The following is an 18,008-nucleotide window of genomic DNA, read 5'->3' on the forward strand; positions in this document are numbered from 1 at the left end:
GTTTACAAATATAGAGTTATTACATGATTTTAGAAAAGATGGTGTAATTATATGTGGAAAATAAAAGAAGAAGATTTAGATGAATTTAGGATGACATGTAAAAATCGTTTAAGTCCTGAAGGTGCTGTAGTTTTCTTTATTGGAGGGGTAGTTTATACTTCAGTATTTATGTTTTTTATTTTTATGGGGGGCTTGGAGTATTATACTACTTTCTTTGACAAAACAATTGTTAAAATTGAAATTGTGTTATATAGCTTACAAATAATGTTTTTAATTCTATATTCATTTCCAAAAGTGTGTTTTAAATTACAAAAACTACAAACTTTTGTAATTTTATTATATGCATTTCAATTAGGTACTATAACATTCACAGCGTTGATTCTTCCTGGAATTTCGGAGGATTCAATTGACAGAATTACATTAATATATGTAGGTATGTTATTCCTAGGAGCAGCCATTGTTCACATTGTGACAACTATCGATACGTTTAAACAAGCGAGTGAAGGTGCGTTCAGTAAGGATAAAAGATCTACCTCATTTTTTAGTAAAACAAAAGGGAATGTGATGAAGTGGGCTACACTATATGCACTAACCCTTCTTGTTTTGATTTATTTTCATACTAATTATGCGTTCGATGTCTTAGTCCTTTATGTGGTAGGTACTGTATTAATGTATACAATTGCTGTCGGTGCAGCTGAATTTCAGCTATTAATGTATTGTAGATTTAAATTCAAGTCATTTCATATGTCATGGGAAGAGAATGAGAGAATGCGTGGGAGAATTCGAAAGCGAAATACAAAATCCAAATCGAAAAGTAAATAAGAGGGAAATAGAATTGAAGTGAATGGAAATTATTTAAACTGTATAGAAGGTGAAATGTCAGGGTGTGGAATATAAAAGAAGAAGATTTAGATAAGTTTCGAATGACATGTCAAGGGCGTTTAAGTCCTGAAGGTGCTGCGGGTTTTATGCTCGGAACGATATTTTATACTTCATTATTTATGGTTATTATTTTTGTGGGAGGAATGGATTATTATACTACCTTGTTTGATAAGGTAATTGTTAGGATTGAATTAGTGTTATATGGTTTGCAAGTAATGTTTTTAATTCTATATTTATTCCCTAAAGCACGTTATAAATTTCAAAAATTACAAACGCTCGTTATATTATTATATGCATTTCAACTTGGAACTATCGGATGCACTTTATTTGTACTTTCTGGGATGATAGAGCATTCAATTGATCTCCATACACGTGTTTATGTAGGTCTATTAGTATTAGGTGGAATTATTGTTCATATTGTGACAACAGTTGATACATTTAAACAAGCAAGCGAAGGTGCATTTAGTAGTGAGGACAAATCAGCTTCGTTTTTTAGTAAAACAAAGGGACATGTTATACAAGGTGCTGTAATTTATGTGATAATTCTTCTTGTTTTAATTTATATAAATAATAATTATTCATTAAACACAATGTTTGGTTATGTTATGTGTAATGTTATTATGTATGCAGTAGCAATAGGAGCGGCAGAGTTCCAGCTCTTAGTGTATTGTAGATTCAAATTCAAGTCATTTCATATGACGTGGGAAGAGAATGAGAGAATGCGTGGGAGAGTCGAAAATAAAATAAGAAATTCAAAACGAAAAATAAAGTGAAACTTTAATCAGTGGGGGTTTTCTTCATCCCCCACTGATTATTAGTTGAACCAATCGGACTTTTATGGGCGGTTGATCCCCCACCTAAATTCTTTGCTTTCGCTGAATTTTGAGCTGGGGGTCTTACTGCCCATTAAAGCGGGATAAATAATATATTAATAGAATTTTAGTACTCGAAAAACAATTGAAACGTATAGAAGGTGAAGAGCCAGGATGTGGAATATAAAAGAAGAAGATTTAGATAAGTTTAGGATGACATGTAATGATCGTTTAAGTCCTGAGGGTGCTACAGGCTTTATGTTTGGAGGAATACTTTATAGTTCAATAGCCGTTTTTTCTATTATTGTATCAGGTGATTGGGATTACTGTATGGTTCTCCTTAATATAGGAATTGTTAAGCTGGAAGTGTTGTTATATGCTCTGCAAGTAATTTTTTTCATTCTATATTTATTTCCAAAAGCTCAATTTAAATTTCAAAAGCTACAAACAATTGTTGTATTATTAAATGCATTTCAAATGGCAATAATATTACTCGTAGTTTTGATTGGTACTAAAATGGCTAATAATTCAATTGATCAGATTACATTACTGTATGCAGGATTGTTATTTTTAGGAGCAGTTGTTGTTCATATTGTGACAACGATTGATACGTTTAAACAAGCGAGTGAAGGTGCGTTTAGTATGGATGAGAGGTCTGCTTCTTTCTTTAGTAAAACAAAAGGAAAGATGATGAAGTGGGCTACACTATACGCAGTAACTATTCTTATTTTGATATATTTTCATAACGATTATGGGTTTGATGCTTTATTTATGTATATAGTAGGGACCTTTTTAATGTATACGATAGCCATAGGTGCAGCTGAATTTCAGCTATTAGCATATTGCAGATTTAAATTTCCGTCATTTAATAAAACGTGGGAGCAACATAAAAGAGAGACTCCAAGATATCGAAAGAAAAATAAAAAAGGTAAATCGAAACGTAAGGCATAAAGAAAGTGCGTATTGTAAGTTTTGATGATAGAAAAGTAATTATTTACAGGAGAGTATTTTAACTTCTAAAAGAAAATTTAATTATGTAAGGTGATTAAAGTGATTAGAAGGTTATCTGATCGAAAATGTAGAGTGGGTAGTGTGATGATGAAATGAACACAAAAAAGGTTTCTAAAATGATTACTATCATAATAACAATCAGCCTACTACAAGCATGTAGTTTTTTTGAAAAAAAGATAGAATATGAGCCATTTGTCAAAGCTTTGGATGAAGGTGATATGAAAAAGGTTATGTCCGCTAGTGATGATGGATATGCCTATGTGAAACAAAGAGGTATATATAGTACATATGAGCAAAAGGAAGATGGAGAGCACAGTAAAACAATCTATCAAACTTCGAAAGGCATATATAATACGAAAGATAAAAGTTTATATGGAAATACAACACAAGAAATTACCTCGGAAGTAGATAATAAAAATTATAAAGAAGAAGTTAATTATAGTACAAATATTAGTTATGAGAATGGACAGGTACAAAGTACGGATTCAGGTCTGGATGTTTCATACGTGAACTTAATTGTAGATCGTTTAAAAGGGATAGGGAAACTAAAGATGAAGCCAGGAGGTGATATAAAAAAGTTTGGTCAGCCTAGTACTGTTGGATATACATTAACTGAATCAGAGTTTCAAAATATTATTAATGATAAGTTGAAAATACAATATGATGAATATGGTGGTGGATCGATCGCACTGCATATTGAGTTTACAAAGGGCTCAGAGCAGATATTGGAAGTGAGTATTGTAGTGAATTATAAAAAGAGAAATGAAGAAGGAAAGTCAGTAGAACACATATCACAAATACACACATACTTTGATAGTCAACAAGGTAATAATCAGGACGCGAGACAGGAATATATTGATTTTAAAGCACAGTATAATAAGAAGCAGTAATATTAAAAAGAGCATTTGCACGTAATGATAATAGCGACATAAGTGGAATAAATGTTTCATAAATATAGTGGAAAGAATTTGAGGGTAAACGCCCCAATTGCTGGAGTAGATGCAACTGGGGCATTTATCTGTCTAAATTTAGCTTGAATACATGACATGTTTTAGTTAGGGGCACGGCTTTACAAGTAGTTTCTCCATCTTCATAATAACGGTGTGAAGTTTTTGTGTAATCGGCTTTTATTGCTAAGTTACAACTATTTCCTCTTATAGAGTACTTCTTATTATCGATACATCGTCCACATCCCAATGTCTTTAAACCCTAGTCGTTTATAAATTCGTCCAGCAGCTGGATTGTTACGTTTTTGGAAAACGATAAGATGGGAAAAGAATTGTGGATAACGATAGAGTGAACGTATAAAACAAGCGTATTAGAGGGATGAAAACAATACTAAATTGTTCAATATACGGTTGTGGATAACGACTTTCTTAACGATGAAATCTAATCGTTAGGGAGGTCTTTTATTTTGTCGTTAAAAAAGAGAAAAAGGATTACGAAGATATCTAATGACGGAAAAAAATACCCTAAGCTAACAATTCAACAAGCGCTCGACCTTGCTATCTCAGGTAAGCGTGCAGAAGGGTGTAGGGAAAGGACCGTAAAGGATTATATCAAAATGTGGCGGTATTTCACTGATTGGTTATATGCGAATTATGACGTAGAGTATATCGATGAATTAACAGCGGAAGTCTTTCGAGAATATATTAATTATATGAAACACGATAAAAAGCGCTACGATACTCATAAAGTAATTCACACAGACAACCGAAAAGTTGGTTTAGCTGATACGACGATAAATATTAACCTTAGGACGTTACGATCAATTTTTAATCATCTGCAACGGGAAGAAATTATTCAAGTGAACCCGATGGAAAGAGTTAAATTATTGAGACAAGATATCGATTTAACGAATTGTTTAGAGGACGAAGAAGTCAAAGCGATATTGCAGCAACCCAACCTAAGAGATTTCGTAGGGTTTCGGGACTTCGTAGCGATTAATCTGTTACTTGATTCTGGATTAAGGATTCGAGAGCTTGTTAGTTTGCGTATTGCAGATATCGACTTTCAATCACGGTTTATCACAATATCACCGGATAGAAGTAAGAATAGAAAGCCACGCCTAGTACCGATTTCTACACACGTTACTAAGTTAGTTCTACAACTTGTAAATGAAAACAAAGCAAATTTTAAAAATGATTTGATATTTTTAACAAGCTACGGTGATCCATTGACTCCCATTCATTTTAATAAGCGATTGAAGCATTACGCTGACAAAGCGGGAGTTAAAGGTAAGAAAGTATCCGCACACGTTTATCGACACACATGGGCTAAAAACATGATACTAAACGGATGCGATGTTTTTACTTTACAAAAAATCGGCGGATGGGCTGACATACGAACGATGAGACGGTATATACAAATGGATGTTAAAGAAATGAGAAAGAGCCATGATGAATTCTCGCCGTTAAACAAACTAAAAAGAACAAGGTAAAAGAAAAAAGTCCCCAGTTGCCGCTGGAGACTCGAAACATTCACGTATAACCAAATAACGGACATTCCGTGTACCTAGCACTTGTATTATACCATTTTTGAAAAATGGATAGCAAGGGGCTTACTTAGTTATTGTCTATTATAGATGTAATGAGGGACTAGGTTACGGTATTCCGAACGAGGAACGACCTAACACTCGTAAAACTTGAACAGGTGAGCCTAGCCGATGTCGGAAAATAAGGCGTAGACACGTTATAAGCGTTCCCTGTTGCGTTTGTGTCTAGTCTAGGCGAGGACTGCCATAAAAGGTCTGGACGGTTGCTTGGCGTGTTACGGCACGGGTAGCGACGATCATGGAAAGGCGTAATTAGGTTACAAGTAATTGAGGATAACGTCAGTAGTACGATTCCTTCCCTAAGTCTTTCCGCAAGTAGGACAAGCATTACTTGTAAAAAGTTCGTTGTGGGTGAAAACCGACGTTCCAACAGCGTGTACACTGCACGGATACCTTAACCCGATAGACCATGGAAGTGACAATGGACGTCTACTTTATGTCGCTTTAACTATATGTTTTAGCGATGTAAGGTAGACGTTCTCTGTCCTAGCCGTTGTCCTTACCGCTCATCCCATGATGAAGGACAGAGCGACCAAGTTAAGAAGAAAATACGAAATATATAACGAAGGGAATCGATAAATATGGGCGGTACAGTAACGAAAGATAAATCGACAGGTAAATGGATGTTTGGTTTCGATAATACGAAGGACCCGTTGACTGGAAAGAGGAGGCAAATCCGTAGAAGGGGATTTAAAACGAGACGTGAAGCCCACGATGCTATGGTGAAGTTAAAAGCGGAAATATTAGGCGGTGAGCATTCGGATTTATCGAAACTATCGTACGCTACGTTTGTGGACGAGTGGATGAAAGAGCGATCATTTCATTTACAAGAATCTACTTACGAAATTCACAAAATGTATTTAGAAAACGTAATTAAACCGAGGATAGGTCATTTTCAATTAAGGCAGATTGAACCGATACATATGCAAAAGTTTGTTAATGATTTAGTTATCGATGTAGGTTATGCTCCGGCTACTGTTCATATTATTTTCAGGATAGTGAGCGCTTCTTTACGAAAAGCTAAAATTTTAAGATTGATAAGGGATAATCCTACGATAGGGATTACGCTGCCGAAGATGAGAAAAAAGCCAGAAATAAACGTATGGAGCTTAGAACAAGTTAACTATTTTATAGATGAGTCGAAGAAAGTTCATCGACTTACTAGATGTTATATTGTATTCGTAATCGCATTGTTAACGGGGATGAGACAAGGTGAGATTATGGGGTTACGGTGGAAAGATATCGATTTTCAGAATCAAATCATATACGTAAGACAAACGTTAACCCAGACCGCTAAAATTAAATCTGGTGCTAAAAATAACGCGAGTGTACGTAATGTGCATTTTCCAGCGAAATTAATAGAAGAACTAAAGTTGCACAAAAAACGAATAATCGAAGAGAAGAAGTACTATCAACGAGATTATCGGGATCATGGCTTAGTAATATGTACACGTGACGGCCGACCTATGATTCCACGTAACTTACGCAAGGAATTTTATAACTTAACGGAGAAACTCGGATTACCTAAGATAAGATTCCATGACCTTCGCCATACGCACGCGACTATGTTGATTCAGCAGAACGTGAATGTAAAGCTGATATCAGAACGATTGGGGCATACGGATATACAGACGACGATTAATACGTATAGTCATGTACTGCCGACGATGCAGCGCGAGGTTGCGGATAAACTAGATAAGATGTTTGGGGACAATTGATGGGTATGTTAAAATAAATAAAAATATTGTATTACTGGGAGTGAAATGATAGTTGATACCTGAGTTGGACCCGAAGTTGATTAATGATTTTAGGGGAAAAGTTCATGATAATAATGAATTTGTTAGAATCTTTTTTGTGGATTATAAAAATTCCTATGGTACAGAAGGAATAGATATTTGGAGTAAGATATGTTCTTGTATGGATTGGCTAACAGTTGCGGTGGAAGGAATAGAGAAGCCTAGGAAGGATAGAAATATGAATAAGACTTCCCTTGAGTTTACTCATTTTATTGTAACTATTGACATGATTGTAGAAGCGATAAACCATTTGTGGTTATCTATCGGACAATCAACAAAAGACAAACAGCCTTATATTAATGATTGTAGTATTTTCAAAAAGAGAGAGTTTGATAGGGATTATACTGATGAGAAATATGTCAAAGAAGTCCGTTCTTGGTTTGGAATTCATTCAGTTAACGGAAACGAAATTGAACTAAAAGGTTTTGAGAAAAAGGTGCGTTTTTTTAGTAGTTGGTCCACTTCTCATGATGGCCAAGAGTTTTCATTGCGTCTCTACTCTAATAACAGAAAAGCTGAAGAAAAATATGGTGGAAGTAAAAAAATTACAGTTGATGCCCTTTTGAAGTTTGTAGCATTAAGGTATAGCACGCTAGGAAAACTTATGGATAAAATAGATGAACTATACTGTAAGGTGAAAAAAGAATTACAATCAATTCCAGTTCACTTAGATGAGAGTAGTTCAGAGTTAATACAACTGAAAGAACTTTATGCACAGGCGAAAGATAGAAAATTGACAGAAGAGCATTACGAAGGGGATATTATACGGTATATGTCTTTCTTAGAATGTGATTTAAGTTTATTTAAGGAGACTGAAAGAAAAATAGTAACTGACTACCTGTTTGAACTAAAAACGATAATACCTACATATAGACATATAATTCAGCAGATTGATCATAATGAATTTGAAGTTTTTAAGATGCTGGAAATGAACTCGCAAATATACGCAGATAATTCATATGATTATGGAAAATCCCTCGAATATGCTGAACAAGATATATTCAACTATAGAAGTAATATTTCTAATGCTATTTCGATAGATGTTCTCATCGAAAAGCAACTATTACCTAAATATAGTCGTACTTTGCCTGGAAACTATCTATCTTTATTAATCCATGCGATAGATTATGAAAATAATAAGACCCACCCACGTATAAGAAATCAAAACAAAGTCCCATTAATCATAATAGATGATATTGATGAAATCGATGTTGAAGCATTATTTCAGCCATACGAAAAATAGCCGCCAGTGTTGGCGGCTTCACTTTTAAGCTATGGGTTCAAAAGAAAACTCTTCCTGTGCTAAAGATAGTGTTTTTGAACCTACGCCTTTAATTTTACCTAAAATCTCTGGTGTTAAAGCTCTTTCTCTAACTCTCAACTTAACAATCTCTTTTGCAATACTACGTGGAATTCCTAATAAGCTCTCTAATTCATCTAAACTGGCTTTATGTATATTTAACTGTTCTTCCTTAGTTGAATACGAAGGATCAAGATATTTTAAGATATCTGCTACCATTAAATATGTGTGGAATACAGTTTTAACGGCTTCTTCTCTTTCTAACCCAGCGTGAACTCCTTTATTACTGAGCTTATGGATGCGTTGAAGATAGACTCCTAGGATATCAACGTGCGCCTTAGCTAAGTCTTTATTAGATTTACTCTCAATTGATTTATCCATAAACGCCCACAGTCTATTAATATATTGTGTTTTTCCTAATTTTTTTCCATTTACCTCTTCATCAATTGGTGGAAATAATTCATCGGCTAAGCCCTCGATAAACCTTCTACATGTAGTTAGTGCTTGTGACCATTCTTCAGGGTTATCAGTTGATACAGATTTAAATGCTAACATTAATTGTTCAGCTAATTCTGGGTTTAAATCAAGTAATTTATCGTCTACTTCTCCTTTTAAAATGTCGAAAGCAGTTTGCGCGCTATCCGTATATGCAATTTTTGTATAAAGCGTTTCAGCTTTTTTGTGAGCTATTCTCCTAACATACTCGATGTGATTCATTAAACTATTTTTATAATGGGTTCCGTTATTTCCTTTCTTCAGACGAACTAAATCGTGGTACTTTTCCTCAATAAATCCAATACTTATATAACCCCCTCCAGACGCATTCCCTTTTATAAATACCTCTTCCTTAGAAAAGTGGACTTTAGGATTATATCCCTTATCTCTTAATTCTTTATAAACTTTATTGAATTCTTCAGATAATTTATCTGAAGGTGTATCTCCTTTTATTAACTCAATTAGGACTTCTAAAGCCTTAGTTAACTCTGATGTATACTCTTTATTCCCTAACTGCACTTCACACCAAATAACAGTGTCTTCATCGTCTAAAATCTTTGCAGCACGAGACAGTTTCTGTACTCCTGTTAAAACACTACCTTTAGAACTTTCTAATTGATTCAATGACTCTTTGAGTAGTTCTATTGCATCGTTTTTAATTTTAGTTCCCATTTAATAATTCCTCCAAATATTTTTATAATATATTCAAATTTTACCATTTTTAAATAAAGGAAACAAAAAATAATTTCTCCCACGCACGGAAATCTTGCATCGTAACTAATGTAATATCTAACGATGGGAAGTAGCTGTTTGCCTTCGTATATATAAAAATAACTAAAATATCGATTTCCCAACGCTTCCCATTTCGCCAGCTTTCGGCTTGTTATATACAGCCATTCCGAAACTTTTAACGTAAGTGTAAAGCGGCTTAATTCAACACTATATATAGAAGAGATTGATTACGGTAGTTTACAACGGTTTACATTTTATCAGTCTCCGCCGTCTTACACACACCCGCCTGGAATTTTCGGAAGTGGGTCATTTTTCGCCTATATATAGAAGAAACTCGTTTAGTGCCTTTCTTAATACTTCCGATTTCATCAGCTTCACCCCTTCGGAAGAGACGTGCCTTGAAAACTTCAACCCAGCCGTCCGTTACCTCCGTTCATAAAAGTATACCTTTACGAACCATCGATAACAGGTCGAATATTAAGTAAAATTACGTTCGTTTAATATAAGGGAATATTTTATGAACGTTTATTTATTTTATTGACTTTTACGAACGGTTAATTTACAATCGAATCAAATGTAACGAAAGGGGAGAGGGGAATGGCGGAGAGTAGAAAGATTGGATACGTAAGGGTAAGCGCTAGGGATCAGAACGAGGGCAGACAGTTAGAAGCATTAAAGGAGTTAGGGATTTCCGAGCGTGACATATACATCGATAAGCAAAGCGGTAAGGACTTCGACCGACCAGAATATCAGACGCTTAAACGTGTGTTACGTAAAGGGGATGTATTGTACGTTCATTCACTTGATAGGCTCGGACGTAACAAGGACGCTATACTAAACGAATGGAACGAGATAACACAACAAATCCAGGCGGATATTATCGTAATAGATATGCCGTTACTAGATACGACGAAGTATAAGGATAGTGTCGGTACGTTCGTAGCGGACTTGGTACTACAAATACTATCGTGGATAGCTGAGGAAGAACGTAAGAAGATACGTACTCGACAAGCTGAAGGAATAGCTAACGCACGCAAGCAAGGGAAAGAATTAGGCAGACCTAAAGCAACGATTACAGATGAGTTTATCGAAGTATATAAGCGATGGAAAGCAGGAGAAATAACGGCCGTTACAGCGATGAAAGAAGCAGAAGTAGGTAAGACAACGTTTTATAAATTAGTAAAAGAATACGAAGCAAAATTATAGTCGGTAGATATGCCGGCTTTTTTATTTAGGGGCGGGGGAGGTTTTCGGAATTTTGGCTTGCCAGGTGCCTGCAAAATCCGTGAATTAAAAAATAACTTCGGGTCTATATCACTAGATAGTACTCTACGTTTTAAAGTATATAAGCCGTTTGGAAGGTATTTGCATTACTTCGGATATACGTACTTAATTTCGCTGATACTTGTCTAGGAAAAACGACCTTAAAACGTATAATATCGACGCCAAAGTCGAAGTAAACGGTTCGCCTCAATACCGCGTGCACAATTCGAAAGGGAATACGTACTACATTACGGCTAGTCCGACTTATGTTAATGTACGTTAATGGACGTAGAAAAGACCGCCTATTACGGGCGGTCGATTTTTGAAGTTCGTAGGAGATTCCGAATGGGTATTGTTAGACGGAGTATGCGCTGATAGAGGGATGACGAAAGAGGAGATATCTGCGTATTTATATCTGAAGGTACGTCTATTGGAAGAGATGGAAGGGAATTGAATACGAAAAGAAAACCGCCGGTCATAGGCGGTTGATTTTTTTCGTTTATTTAAATCTCTGTTTCTGTATCAGAGGGCTCCTCAGTTTGAGATAATTCTGTTAAATTGATAATGTTATTAGTTTGTAAAAATTGGAGTAAACAAAATCTCATGATTCTTTCCAGTCCTTTAAAGGTTGGAGCATTGTTTAGAGCTTTTAGAAGAGTTTTTTCTTCTTTTCCTTCTAAAGTTACCCAAGTTCCTGTGGGAACTTCATTATCAGGTACAGATATTTCTCTTCCAAATTGTACACCGGTGTGAACATACATACTTCGCAAATCATAAGCAACTTTAATACGTTTCTCTATAGTATCTGGCGTTAATGAAGCACGTGTGCCATGTTCTTCGTTAATTTCATTCGCTTCGAAAAAGTCAGGAGTTAATAAATCAAGTATTGTAAAAGTAAATCTACGCTTAACTTGATATAGACGTTGTTTAATATTTTTTACTACAGACGTGCCATCGTCCATTTGTTCTTCAATTTTTTTGAACATTTTTAAAAGGTCTTCATCATACATTTTTTCATCATCAAAATTAAAATAATTAGATAATATCTCTCCGCATGTAATCAAATCTAGATAGGCATTTCCAGGGTTTGTTTCATAAGTTTGTAGCGCCCTTAGATAAAATTTTCCTGCAGCAGTGAAAATGGAAATAATTTCAGAATTGGCAAGTAAAGGACGCATAATTTGAAAGTTTTCTAAGTTCAATGGAACACTTAGATTTGCACGAGGATGATGGTTGATAAATCCTTGTTTAAATTGTTTAGTGTGTCCCTGCTCTCCTAAATTTGGAACGTGAAAAATGCCACTTTCTTGTACTGGGCCGTGGTAATCAAAACGCTTACCAAATAATACACTAAGATATACTATTATTGGTTCTATTTCTATTCTAGAGACAAATCCAACTAACCCCATAGTGTTTTCTTGTTTGATTGATATCATATAATAACTTCGAGAAAAAGGTCCTTCAATAGCATGTTCAATAATAGGATCAGAACTCCAAGCATGAGTAATAACTAGATCTTCTGAAATGTATTCACCAACCAATCGTGTTGGTGAAGAGATTAAAAATCTATGAACTGTTCTATCTGGTTTTAACATATAATTCTCCCCCTTATAATATTAGATTCCAAAAAAGAAAAACTAATTTGATATTAATAGCTTAACATATTTTGGTTTTTGAATTATATATTTAGGTAGAAGAGGTTCTTTATTCAGAATCTTTTTCTTCTACAATGGTTAATAGTTCATTCATATCGGTAATATTCAACTTATCAGCAATCTTCTCTAATGCCTCTTTCGGATATCTTTTCATTTTTCCACTTGCTAACTCGCTTATAGTACGAGTAGATAATCCGTTTTCATCATCGATTAAATCTTTCTGATCCATACCGCGAGATTTTAATATGTCACGTAGCTTAACTTCAATTCTCTTTGTCACTATGTATCCCCCCTTGTCTATATTATATAGATAAAGGAGAATTACGTAAAATGTAATTTAAGGGTTGACTATTACGTTTAACGTAATTTATGATATAGACATCAGTTACGGTAAACGTAATTAAGAGAGGGGTATAAAAATGAATCTACAGAATATCGAAGCGGTAAACGTAAATATCATAGTAGAGAACGGTGATGGAACGAAAGTAACGTTAACTGAGAAAGCCTATAAAATTACGGATAAACACGTACTAGCAATATACGAGGACGGAATTTCAATCGAAGAGTTCACTTATGGTGATAATGGCGAAATTCTTCTTGGCGATACGGTATTAGATTTACAAGGGGATTTAGACGAAAGCTTGGTCGATATTACTCAAATCGGCAACATGAGCGCACTTGATTTTCTTTTAACACTTGCAGCAATTAAAAAGGACTTGCATTAAGGGAGGCGTTGAGCATGTTCGCAAAATTAAACGATTACTTCGGTTTAGAGTCACGTTTGGATCGCATTTTGTATTACGGAGTTTTCGGTGTAGGTGGTACATTATTTTTAATCGATATGGCGATTGCGTTTATTTTGTAAATTCGAAAAGGTGAGTCGTAATATTCGCCTGCGATAGGCAGGCAGGTGAATAATCGACCGAAGTGGTGCGCTAAGGTGGCATGGAGATACGAGACGGCAACCTCGTAGTTGTGTGTGACTTTTCTGCATCGGCCTATAAATAAAAAGGGGGAAACAAAAGTGGAGAAAATAACGGTTAATTTTCATTACCAAGACGTAGGCGAATCAAAGGAATTGCAATATGAAGCGTATTTATTATCGGATTCGGTGTATTACGAGTTTGATGGGGAAAACCTTACGTTTCGAGAAATACCTTTGTGCGAAAGAGGTAAAAAGGAGTTAATGATTTACGATTCAGATAGCTATAGAGCTGTCGAAATTTGCTGTAAAGCAGAAATCGAAAATATACACGAAATGAGCGCCGTACAATTTATCGAAGCGGTACTAGAAGGACAGAATTAAACCAGCGGCAACTGGTCATAAAATAAATCCTGGCAAGGTAAGACGAAAACGACGACAATTTCATATATAGAATAATTAAAGAACGTGCAGCCTACACACGTTCTTTTTTGTGTTTATTTAATCGGAAAGTGCGCGAAAAGGACACGTCACGCGGCTTAGTAAGTGAAAGATATTCATATGGAATTACATGACATGAAAAAAATTTTTGAAATAAATTTACGAAAAAGTGCGCGAAGTTACGAAGTGATGCGTCAAACGTTATGTAAGCTAAAAAGTTTTAGTAATAATCTGATGTGAAACTGCAAAGATAAAAATTACGTAAAGGGAGAGGTTATGATGAAAAATATTTATGAGGTTGTACTAGTGGAAAACGGAGAAGAGAATATTATTGATATTCTACGTATTGAAAGCCAGGAAGAATTAGAAGATAGACAATCTAACTTGGCAAAAGGTTATTCGATAAAGGAATGTAGTTTAAACCCGGACGAATTAATCGATTTTCTGTTGATGATAAAAGAAATTGAAGAGGAAGAAATCTGTACCGAATATATAGGTACTGTAGGCGTAGATAGCGGACAACTTCTTATTTCTGATCCTTGTTATATATCGAAAGGATTAGAGCCGTTTGAATACGAAGGAACACATAGCCAAGTGTTAAATGGGTGGGCATTGTCTTTTGGATTTAAACAGGGGGATGGTACATACGACGTGTACGCTAAAAAGGATAGCGACGGTCGCATCACTAAAATTGAGGTAGAAAGTCGTCATAACTTCGGCTAACTTATATGTTTTATTTAAGGTCATTTGATTACGATCTTTTTATTTTCTATGTTGTTCAAGTAACTCCAATGAGTAATTTTTACGCATTAAAAGCCAAGACCTTGCGACTTCGGTTCCGGCTAACGCCTCCACTCGTCGCCACTATCATTTATATATTTCCGATTATGTACTTATTATATTATCGGCGAAGGAATTGAATGGCAGCAGACACCTTTGGAGCGTAGCGGAAAAGGTGGGTGCAGGGTCTTATTATTTAGCACTTTTATATACTTCTCTTTAAGGAAGAGGGCTTACAAACCTTGTCATATCAGCGTTTGTGAGGTCGGTTTAGCACTTTTTTTCTTCGGAAAGTGTTAACGGTATGATGTAGCAACTAAACGGAGGGATGATTGCATGGAGAAAATAACGGTGATTGATTCGATTATGGGTAGCGGGAAAACGAGTTGGGCGATTCAACATATTAACGAAAGCCCGTCGTATAAGAAATTTATATATATTACGCCATATTTAGATGAGGTTGAGCGGATTAAAAAGTCGGTGACAAATCGTAGTTTTGTAGAACCTAACAATGCTAACGAGGAAGGGCGTAAGTTACGTAGTTTAAAAGAATTAATTGTTAGTAGCAAAGATATCGTAGCGACTCACTCGCTTTTTCAGATGGCTGACGATGAACTCATCGAACTTCTAACGGGAGCGGGCTATACGCTGATATTAGATGAGGTAATGGACGTAATCGAAAAGGCCAACATTACTAATCACGATATTAAAGCACTACTTGATCTCGAGTATGTGGAAATTATCGATAACAAAGTACATTGGGTCTACGAAGAATACGTTAGCGGTCGATTCTATGATATTAAGCTCTTGGCGAACGCGGGTAATTTGTTTTATCATCGCGGAAAGTTTTTAATATGGTCGTTTCCTCCCCAAGTGTTTAAAACATTCGATGAAGTATTTGTAATGACATACTTATTTAAAGGACAGATACAACGATACTACTATGATTTACATAAGATGGAATGCGAATATAAAGCTGTTAAACATAACGGTACGGATTACGAATTAATAAAATATAATCGCGAAGATGAAGGGCGTCAAGAAATCTTTGAATTAATCGATTTATATGAAGGTAAACTCAACGATTTTGCTAATAGAAAGAACGCTTTGAGTGCTACATGGTTAAGAAGCGCAAATAATGATTTACTAGAAAGTATTCAGAAGAATATCTATAACTATTTCCGTAATGTTACGAAGGCTAGAGCTAAGGAAATTTTATGGACAACTATTAAGGATAGCAAAGTGGATTTAAGTGGAAAAGGCTATACGAAAGGATTTATTCCATGTAATATGCGGGCTACAAACGAGTATGCTAGCCGAAGTGCATTAGCGTATGTATTTAATCGATTTCTGAATCCAATAGAACGTTCATTCTTTGAAGATCATGGCGTTAGGGTGGACGAGGAAATGCTTGCAGTCTCTGATTTATTACAGTGGGTGTGGCGTTCGGGAATACGAAATGGAGAACCTATAAAATTGTACCTTCCATCTAGTCGAATGCGTCGATTGTTGAAAGAATGGGCTAAATACGATGTTTAAAACGAATGAAATAATCTATTGTAATCCAGGCGAAGGGGCGATTGATTTCGCGAAACATTTCATTAGTGATTTAGCGAGTGATGAGGCGCTACATATACTCAGGCAACTTTTAAAGGGAAGGCTGCACGATAAAACGGACAAGCGTATTAAGCGGTGTGCATATTGCGGTTATTACTACCGAGATAAAACTCGACCGAATAACAGTAAAACATGTTGTAGTAAATGCAAAGTTGATCTCGATACGTTAAGGAGAGCGATAATACGTGCGGATAAAGCGTTATTGAATCCGAAGAAAACGAAGAAGGAAAAGGGTCACGTATGGTGGCTTGAATATCCGTTCTACGTACAAGAATATGAAATGTTAAAGCGTACCTGGAAGTACGAAGCGCCTTATTCTCCTAATAAAATAACGGCAATACATGCGGCGAAGCAACGAGATGGAATGATCGGAGGGAAGCGAAAGTCTAAACGTGCTGTTCCATATAGCGGAAGGGATGAAGAAGTAGATTAGCCACAGTAAAAAAGTATAGAGGGAGTAATGAAATCCTATTTTTTAAGACTTCTAGTAATAAAAGGAGGTAGAACGATGACCAACGAGATGTTCCGTGCAATTCGTTTATATAAAAACATGAGTCAAAATGAGTTTGCTAGATTTATCGGCGTCTCCCTTGCGACGGTGGGACGCATTGAAACCGGTAGCTTAGAGCTTACGCCAAAAGTAAAAGCGAAACTAGCTGATAAGTTTGAATTTAACGAAGAATTTTTTGTTTTTTTTGAAAACTACCTTAAAATATCCTAATTATACCGAATTAGAAATGAGGGTGAGTACATGCGAATTGAAGTCTATCGAGAGGAATCTAATGTAATAATCGGAAATCAAACACAAGAAAATACGGAAACAGTGATCTGGTATGACGATGGAATTTTCGAGATAGTACCACCGGAGGAAACTGTTTGGAACGAAGAAGAGGTTGAGTAAATTAGGCCTACAAGGCGTTATGTATAAAACAATTAAAACATTTAGGAGGAACTTAAATTATGAAGGATTATAAGGATGTTTATATGCTAGTAAGTGAGACTATAGATGGAAGTTATTCGCAAGCAGGAAAAATTTATACGTTTACTGAAGGTCGAGCGAAAGAGCTAATTAAAGAGGGTAAGGGGAAGGAACCGTATGATTACATATTAAATTATTGGTGTGAAAAATCGGAACAATTACTGGAAGATTTTCAAAAAGAAAGAGATGCCATCCGAGATAGCGACCGATTAACTGAGACGGCGAAAACTGAGGATGTACAGGCCTTGGTTGAAAAGTATGATAGACAATTCGCTACAATTCAACGTTTATATGAGGAAGAGATTAAAAGTCGATTAGAGGAAGCAAAAAAAGAAGCGGGTATCTCAGCGTTAAAACAACAAGCTCAATTTGATTCCGATAAGGTAAGAAGAGAAGCGGGAGTTATTGCGTCCGATGTGATTATGACAACTTCTTTAAAGGAAGCTATTACTTATCTTGAAGAGAAATTAGAGTTTATTGATATAGAAGTGGCTAGAGAGCTATTATCTCAGTTCACTACCATTAAAACGCATCTAGATAGCTTAAAGTCAGAAAGTACAGTCGATAGAGTGATGGCAAGTACCCGAATTCGAAGTCTTTACGATGATTTAAAGCGAGCATCCTCTGGTGAGGCTCAAGTAGAAATTGATTCTAAGATTGGATTATATACGGCTTTAAATGATCATCGAAATGATATCGCTTGGGAATGGCGAAGAAAGAAGCTTCTCATGGGATTAAGGTAAATACATTATTAGTAAATTAATAATAT

21 protein-coding genes and 2 pseudogenes are annotated in these 18,008 nt (G+C 35.5%); 19 read left to right on the plus strand and 4 right to left on the minus strand.

Going from position 1 to position 18,008, the window contains the following annotated elements; translation table 11 throughout:
* Positions 1-51 precede the first annotated feature (51 nt).
* The 4 genes from MHB52_RS10825 (at position 52) to MHB52_RS10840 (ending at position 3,595) form a co-directional block, all read left to right on the plus strand.
* Positions 52-822, plus strand: a complete 771-nt coding sequence (locus tag MHB52_RS10825) for a hypothetical protein (protein ID WP_061664502.1) — start codon at positions 52-54, stop codon at positions 820-822.
* Positions 823-884: 62 nt separating this feature from the next.
* Positions 885-1,655 (plus strand): hypothetical protein, encoded by a 771-nt coding sequence (locus tag MHB52_RS10830; protein WP_061664503.1) that lies wholly within the window; start codon positions 885-887, stop codon positions 1,653-1,655.
* Between the two features lie 213 nt (positions 1,656-1,868).
* Positions 1,869-2,645, plus strand: coding sequence for a hypothetical protein (locus MHB52_RS10835; RefSeq protein ID WP_061664504.1), 777 nt, complete (start codon positions 1,869-1,871; stop codon positions 2,643-2,645).
* Positions 2,646-2,821: 176 nt separating this feature from the next.
* Positions 2,822-3,595 carry a DUF3952 domain-containing protein gene (locus MHB52_RS10840; RefSeq protein ID WP_016117683.1) on the plus strand — a complete coding sequence of 258 codons (774 nt, stop codon included), beginning with the start codon at positions 2,822-2,824 and terminating at the stop codon, positions 3,593-3,595.
* 281 nt (positions 3,596-3,876) lie between these two features.
* On the opposite strand, the pseudogene MHB52_RS36795 reads toward MHB52_RS10840, so the two are convergent.
* Positions 3,877-3,951, minus strand: a pseudogene (locus MHB52_RS36795) (GNAT family N-acetyltransferase); the annotation flags it as partial.
* A 168-nt stretch (positions 3,952-4,119) separates the two neighbouring features.
* On the opposite strand from MHB52_RS36795, the gene MHB52_RS10845 reads away from it, so the two are divergent.
* From MHB52_RS10845 to MHB52_RS10855, 3 genes are all read left to right on the plus strand, one after another.
* Positions 4,120-5,145, plus strand: a complete 1,026-nt coding sequence (locus MHB52_RS10845) for a tyrosine-type recombinase/integrase (RefSeq protein ID WP_061664506.1) — start codon at positions 4,120-4,122, stop codon at positions 5,143-5,145.
* A 695-nt stretch (positions 5,146-5,840) separates the two neighbouring features.
* Complete coding sequence (locus MHB52_RS10850) at positions 5,841-6,977, plus strand: site-specific integrase (protein WP_061664508.1); 1,137 nt, start codon at positions 5,841-5,843, stop codon at positions 6,975-6,977.
* Between the two features lie 52 nt (positions 6,978-7,029).
* Complete coding sequence (locus tag MHB52_RS10855) at positions 7,030-8,298, plus strand: hypothetical protein (protein WP_061664510.1); 1,269 nt, start codon at positions 7,030-7,032, stop codon at positions 8,296-8,298.
* 24 nt (positions 8,299-8,322) lie between these two features.
* On the opposite strand, the gene MHB52_RS10860 is transcribed toward MHB52_RS10855, so the two are convergent.
* Positions 8,323-9,522 carry a helix-hairpin-helix domain-containing protein gene (locus MHB52_RS10860; RefSeq protein ID WP_061664511.1) on the minus strand — a complete coding sequence of 400 codons (1,200 nt, stop codon included), beginning with the start codon at positions 9,520-9,522 and terminating at the stop codon, positions 8,323-8,325.
* A 657-nt stretch (positions 9,523-10,179) separates the two neighbouring features.
* Between MHB52_RS10860 and MHB52_RS10865 the strand changes: the two genes are divergently transcribed.
* From MHB52_RS10865 to MHB52_RS10875, 3 genes and pseudogenes are all read left to right on the plus strand, one after another.
* Positions 10,180-10,788: a recombinase family protein gene (locus tag MHB52_RS10865; RefSeq protein ID WP_061663148.1), complete on the plus strand. Its 609-nt coding sequence runs from the start codon at positions 10,180-10,182 to the stop codon at positions 10,786-10,788.
* A gap of 226 nt (positions 10,789-11,014) precedes the next feature.
* A pseudogene (locus tag MHB52_RS10870) lies at positions 11,015-11,128 on the plus strand (N-acetylmuramoyl-L-alanine amidase); the annotation flags it as partial.
* A 39-nt stretch (positions 11,129-11,167) separates the two neighbouring features.
* A complete protein-coding gene (locus MHB52_RS10875) occupies positions 11,168-11,299 on the plus strand; it encodes a hypothetical protein (protein WP_277996103.1) in 132 nt (43 codons plus the stop codon).
* A gap of 49 nt (positions 11,300-11,348) precedes the next feature.
* Here MHB52_RS10875 and MHB52_RS10880 read toward each other — a convergent pair whose 3' ends face one another.
* Together MHB52_RS10880 and MHB52_RS10885 are read right to left on the minus strand one after the other, a co-directional pair.
* The gene (locus tag MHB52_RS10880) at positions 11,349-12,440 is read right to left on the minus strand and encodes a HEPN domain-containing protein (protein ID WP_061663147.1); all 1,092 of its coding nucleotides are present in this window, start codon (positions 12,438-12,440) and stop codon (positions 11,349-11,351) included.
* A gap of 109 nt (positions 12,441-12,549) precedes the next feature.
* Positions 12,550-12,780 (minus strand): helix-turn-helix domain-containing protein, encoded by a 231-nt coding sequence (locus MHB52_RS10885; protein ID WP_080451538.1) that lies wholly within the window; start codon positions 12,778-12,780, stop codon positions 12,550-12,552.
* A gap of 139 nt (positions 12,781-12,919) precedes the next feature.
* Here MHB52_RS10885 and MHB52_RS10890 point away from each other — a divergent pair, with 139 nt between their 5' ends.
* From MHB52_RS10890 to MHB52_RS10930, 9 genes are all read left to right on the plus strand, one after another.
* On the plus strand, positions 12,920-13,225 hold the full coding sequence (locus MHB52_RS10890) for a hypothetical protein (protein WP_061663146.1): 306 nt from the start codon (positions 12,920-12,922) through the stop codon (positions 13,223-13,225).
* Positions 13,226-13,239: 14 nt separating this feature from the next.
* Positions 13,240-13,365 carry a hypothetical protein gene (locus tag MHB52_RS10895; RefSeq protein WP_277996102.1) on the plus strand — a complete coding sequence of 42 codons (126 nt, stop codon included), beginning with the start codon at positions 13,240-13,242 and terminating at the stop codon, positions 13,363-13,365.
* Positions 13,366-13,524: 159 nt separating this feature from the next.
* Positions 13,525-13,806, plus strand: a complete 282-nt coding sequence (locus tag MHB52_RS10900) for a hypothetical protein (protein ID WP_061663145.1) — start codon at positions 13,525-13,527, stop codon at positions 13,804-13,806.
* Between the two features lie 336 nt (positions 13,807-14,142).
* Complete coding sequence (locus MHB52_RS10905; RefSeq protein WP_061663144.1) at positions 14,143-14,586, plus strand: hypothetical protein; 444 nt, start codon at positions 14,143-14,145, stop codon at positions 14,584-14,586.
* A 393-nt stretch (positions 14,587-14,979) separates the two neighbouring features.
* Positions 14,980-16,182: a hypothetical protein gene (locus MHB52_RS10910; RefSeq protein ID WP_061663143.1), complete on the plus strand. Its 1,203-nt coding sequence runs from the start codon at positions 14,980-14,982 to the stop codon at positions 16,180-16,182.
* Positions 16,175-16,693 carry a hypothetical protein gene (locus MHB52_RS10915; protein ID WP_061663142.1) on the plus strand — a complete coding sequence of 173 codons (519 nt, stop codon included), beginning with the start codon at positions 16,175-16,177 and terminating at the stop codon, positions 16,691-16,693. The genes MHB52_RS10910 and MHB52_RS10915 overlap by 8 nt, the downstream gene beginning before the upstream one ends.
* A 75-nt stretch (positions 16,694-16,768) precedes the next feature.
* A complete protein-coding gene (locus MHB52_RS10920; RefSeq protein WP_253703317.1) occupies positions 16,769-16,981 on the plus strand; it encodes a helix-turn-helix domain-containing protein in 213 nt (70 codons plus the stop codon).
* Positions 16,982-17,011: 30 nt separating this feature from the next.
* A complete protein-coding gene (locus MHB52_RS10925) occupies positions 17,012-17,161 on the plus strand; it encodes a hypothetical protein (protein ID WP_154698632.1) in 150 nt (49 codons plus the stop codon).
* 59 nt (positions 17,162-17,220) lie between these two features.
* The gene (locus MHB52_RS10930; protein ID WP_061663140.1) at positions 17,221-17,982 is read left to right on the plus strand and encodes a hypothetical protein; all 762 of its coding nucleotides are present in this window, start codon (positions 17,221-17,223) and stop codon (positions 17,980-17,982) included.
* Positions 17,983-18,008 lie beyond the last annotated feature (26 nt).

Origin of the sequence: Bacillus sp. FSL K6-0073 (assembly GCF_038006085.1) — a bacterium.
GTDB lineage: Bacteria > Bacillota > Bacilli > Bacillales > Bacillaceae_G > Bacillus_A > Bacillus_A cereus.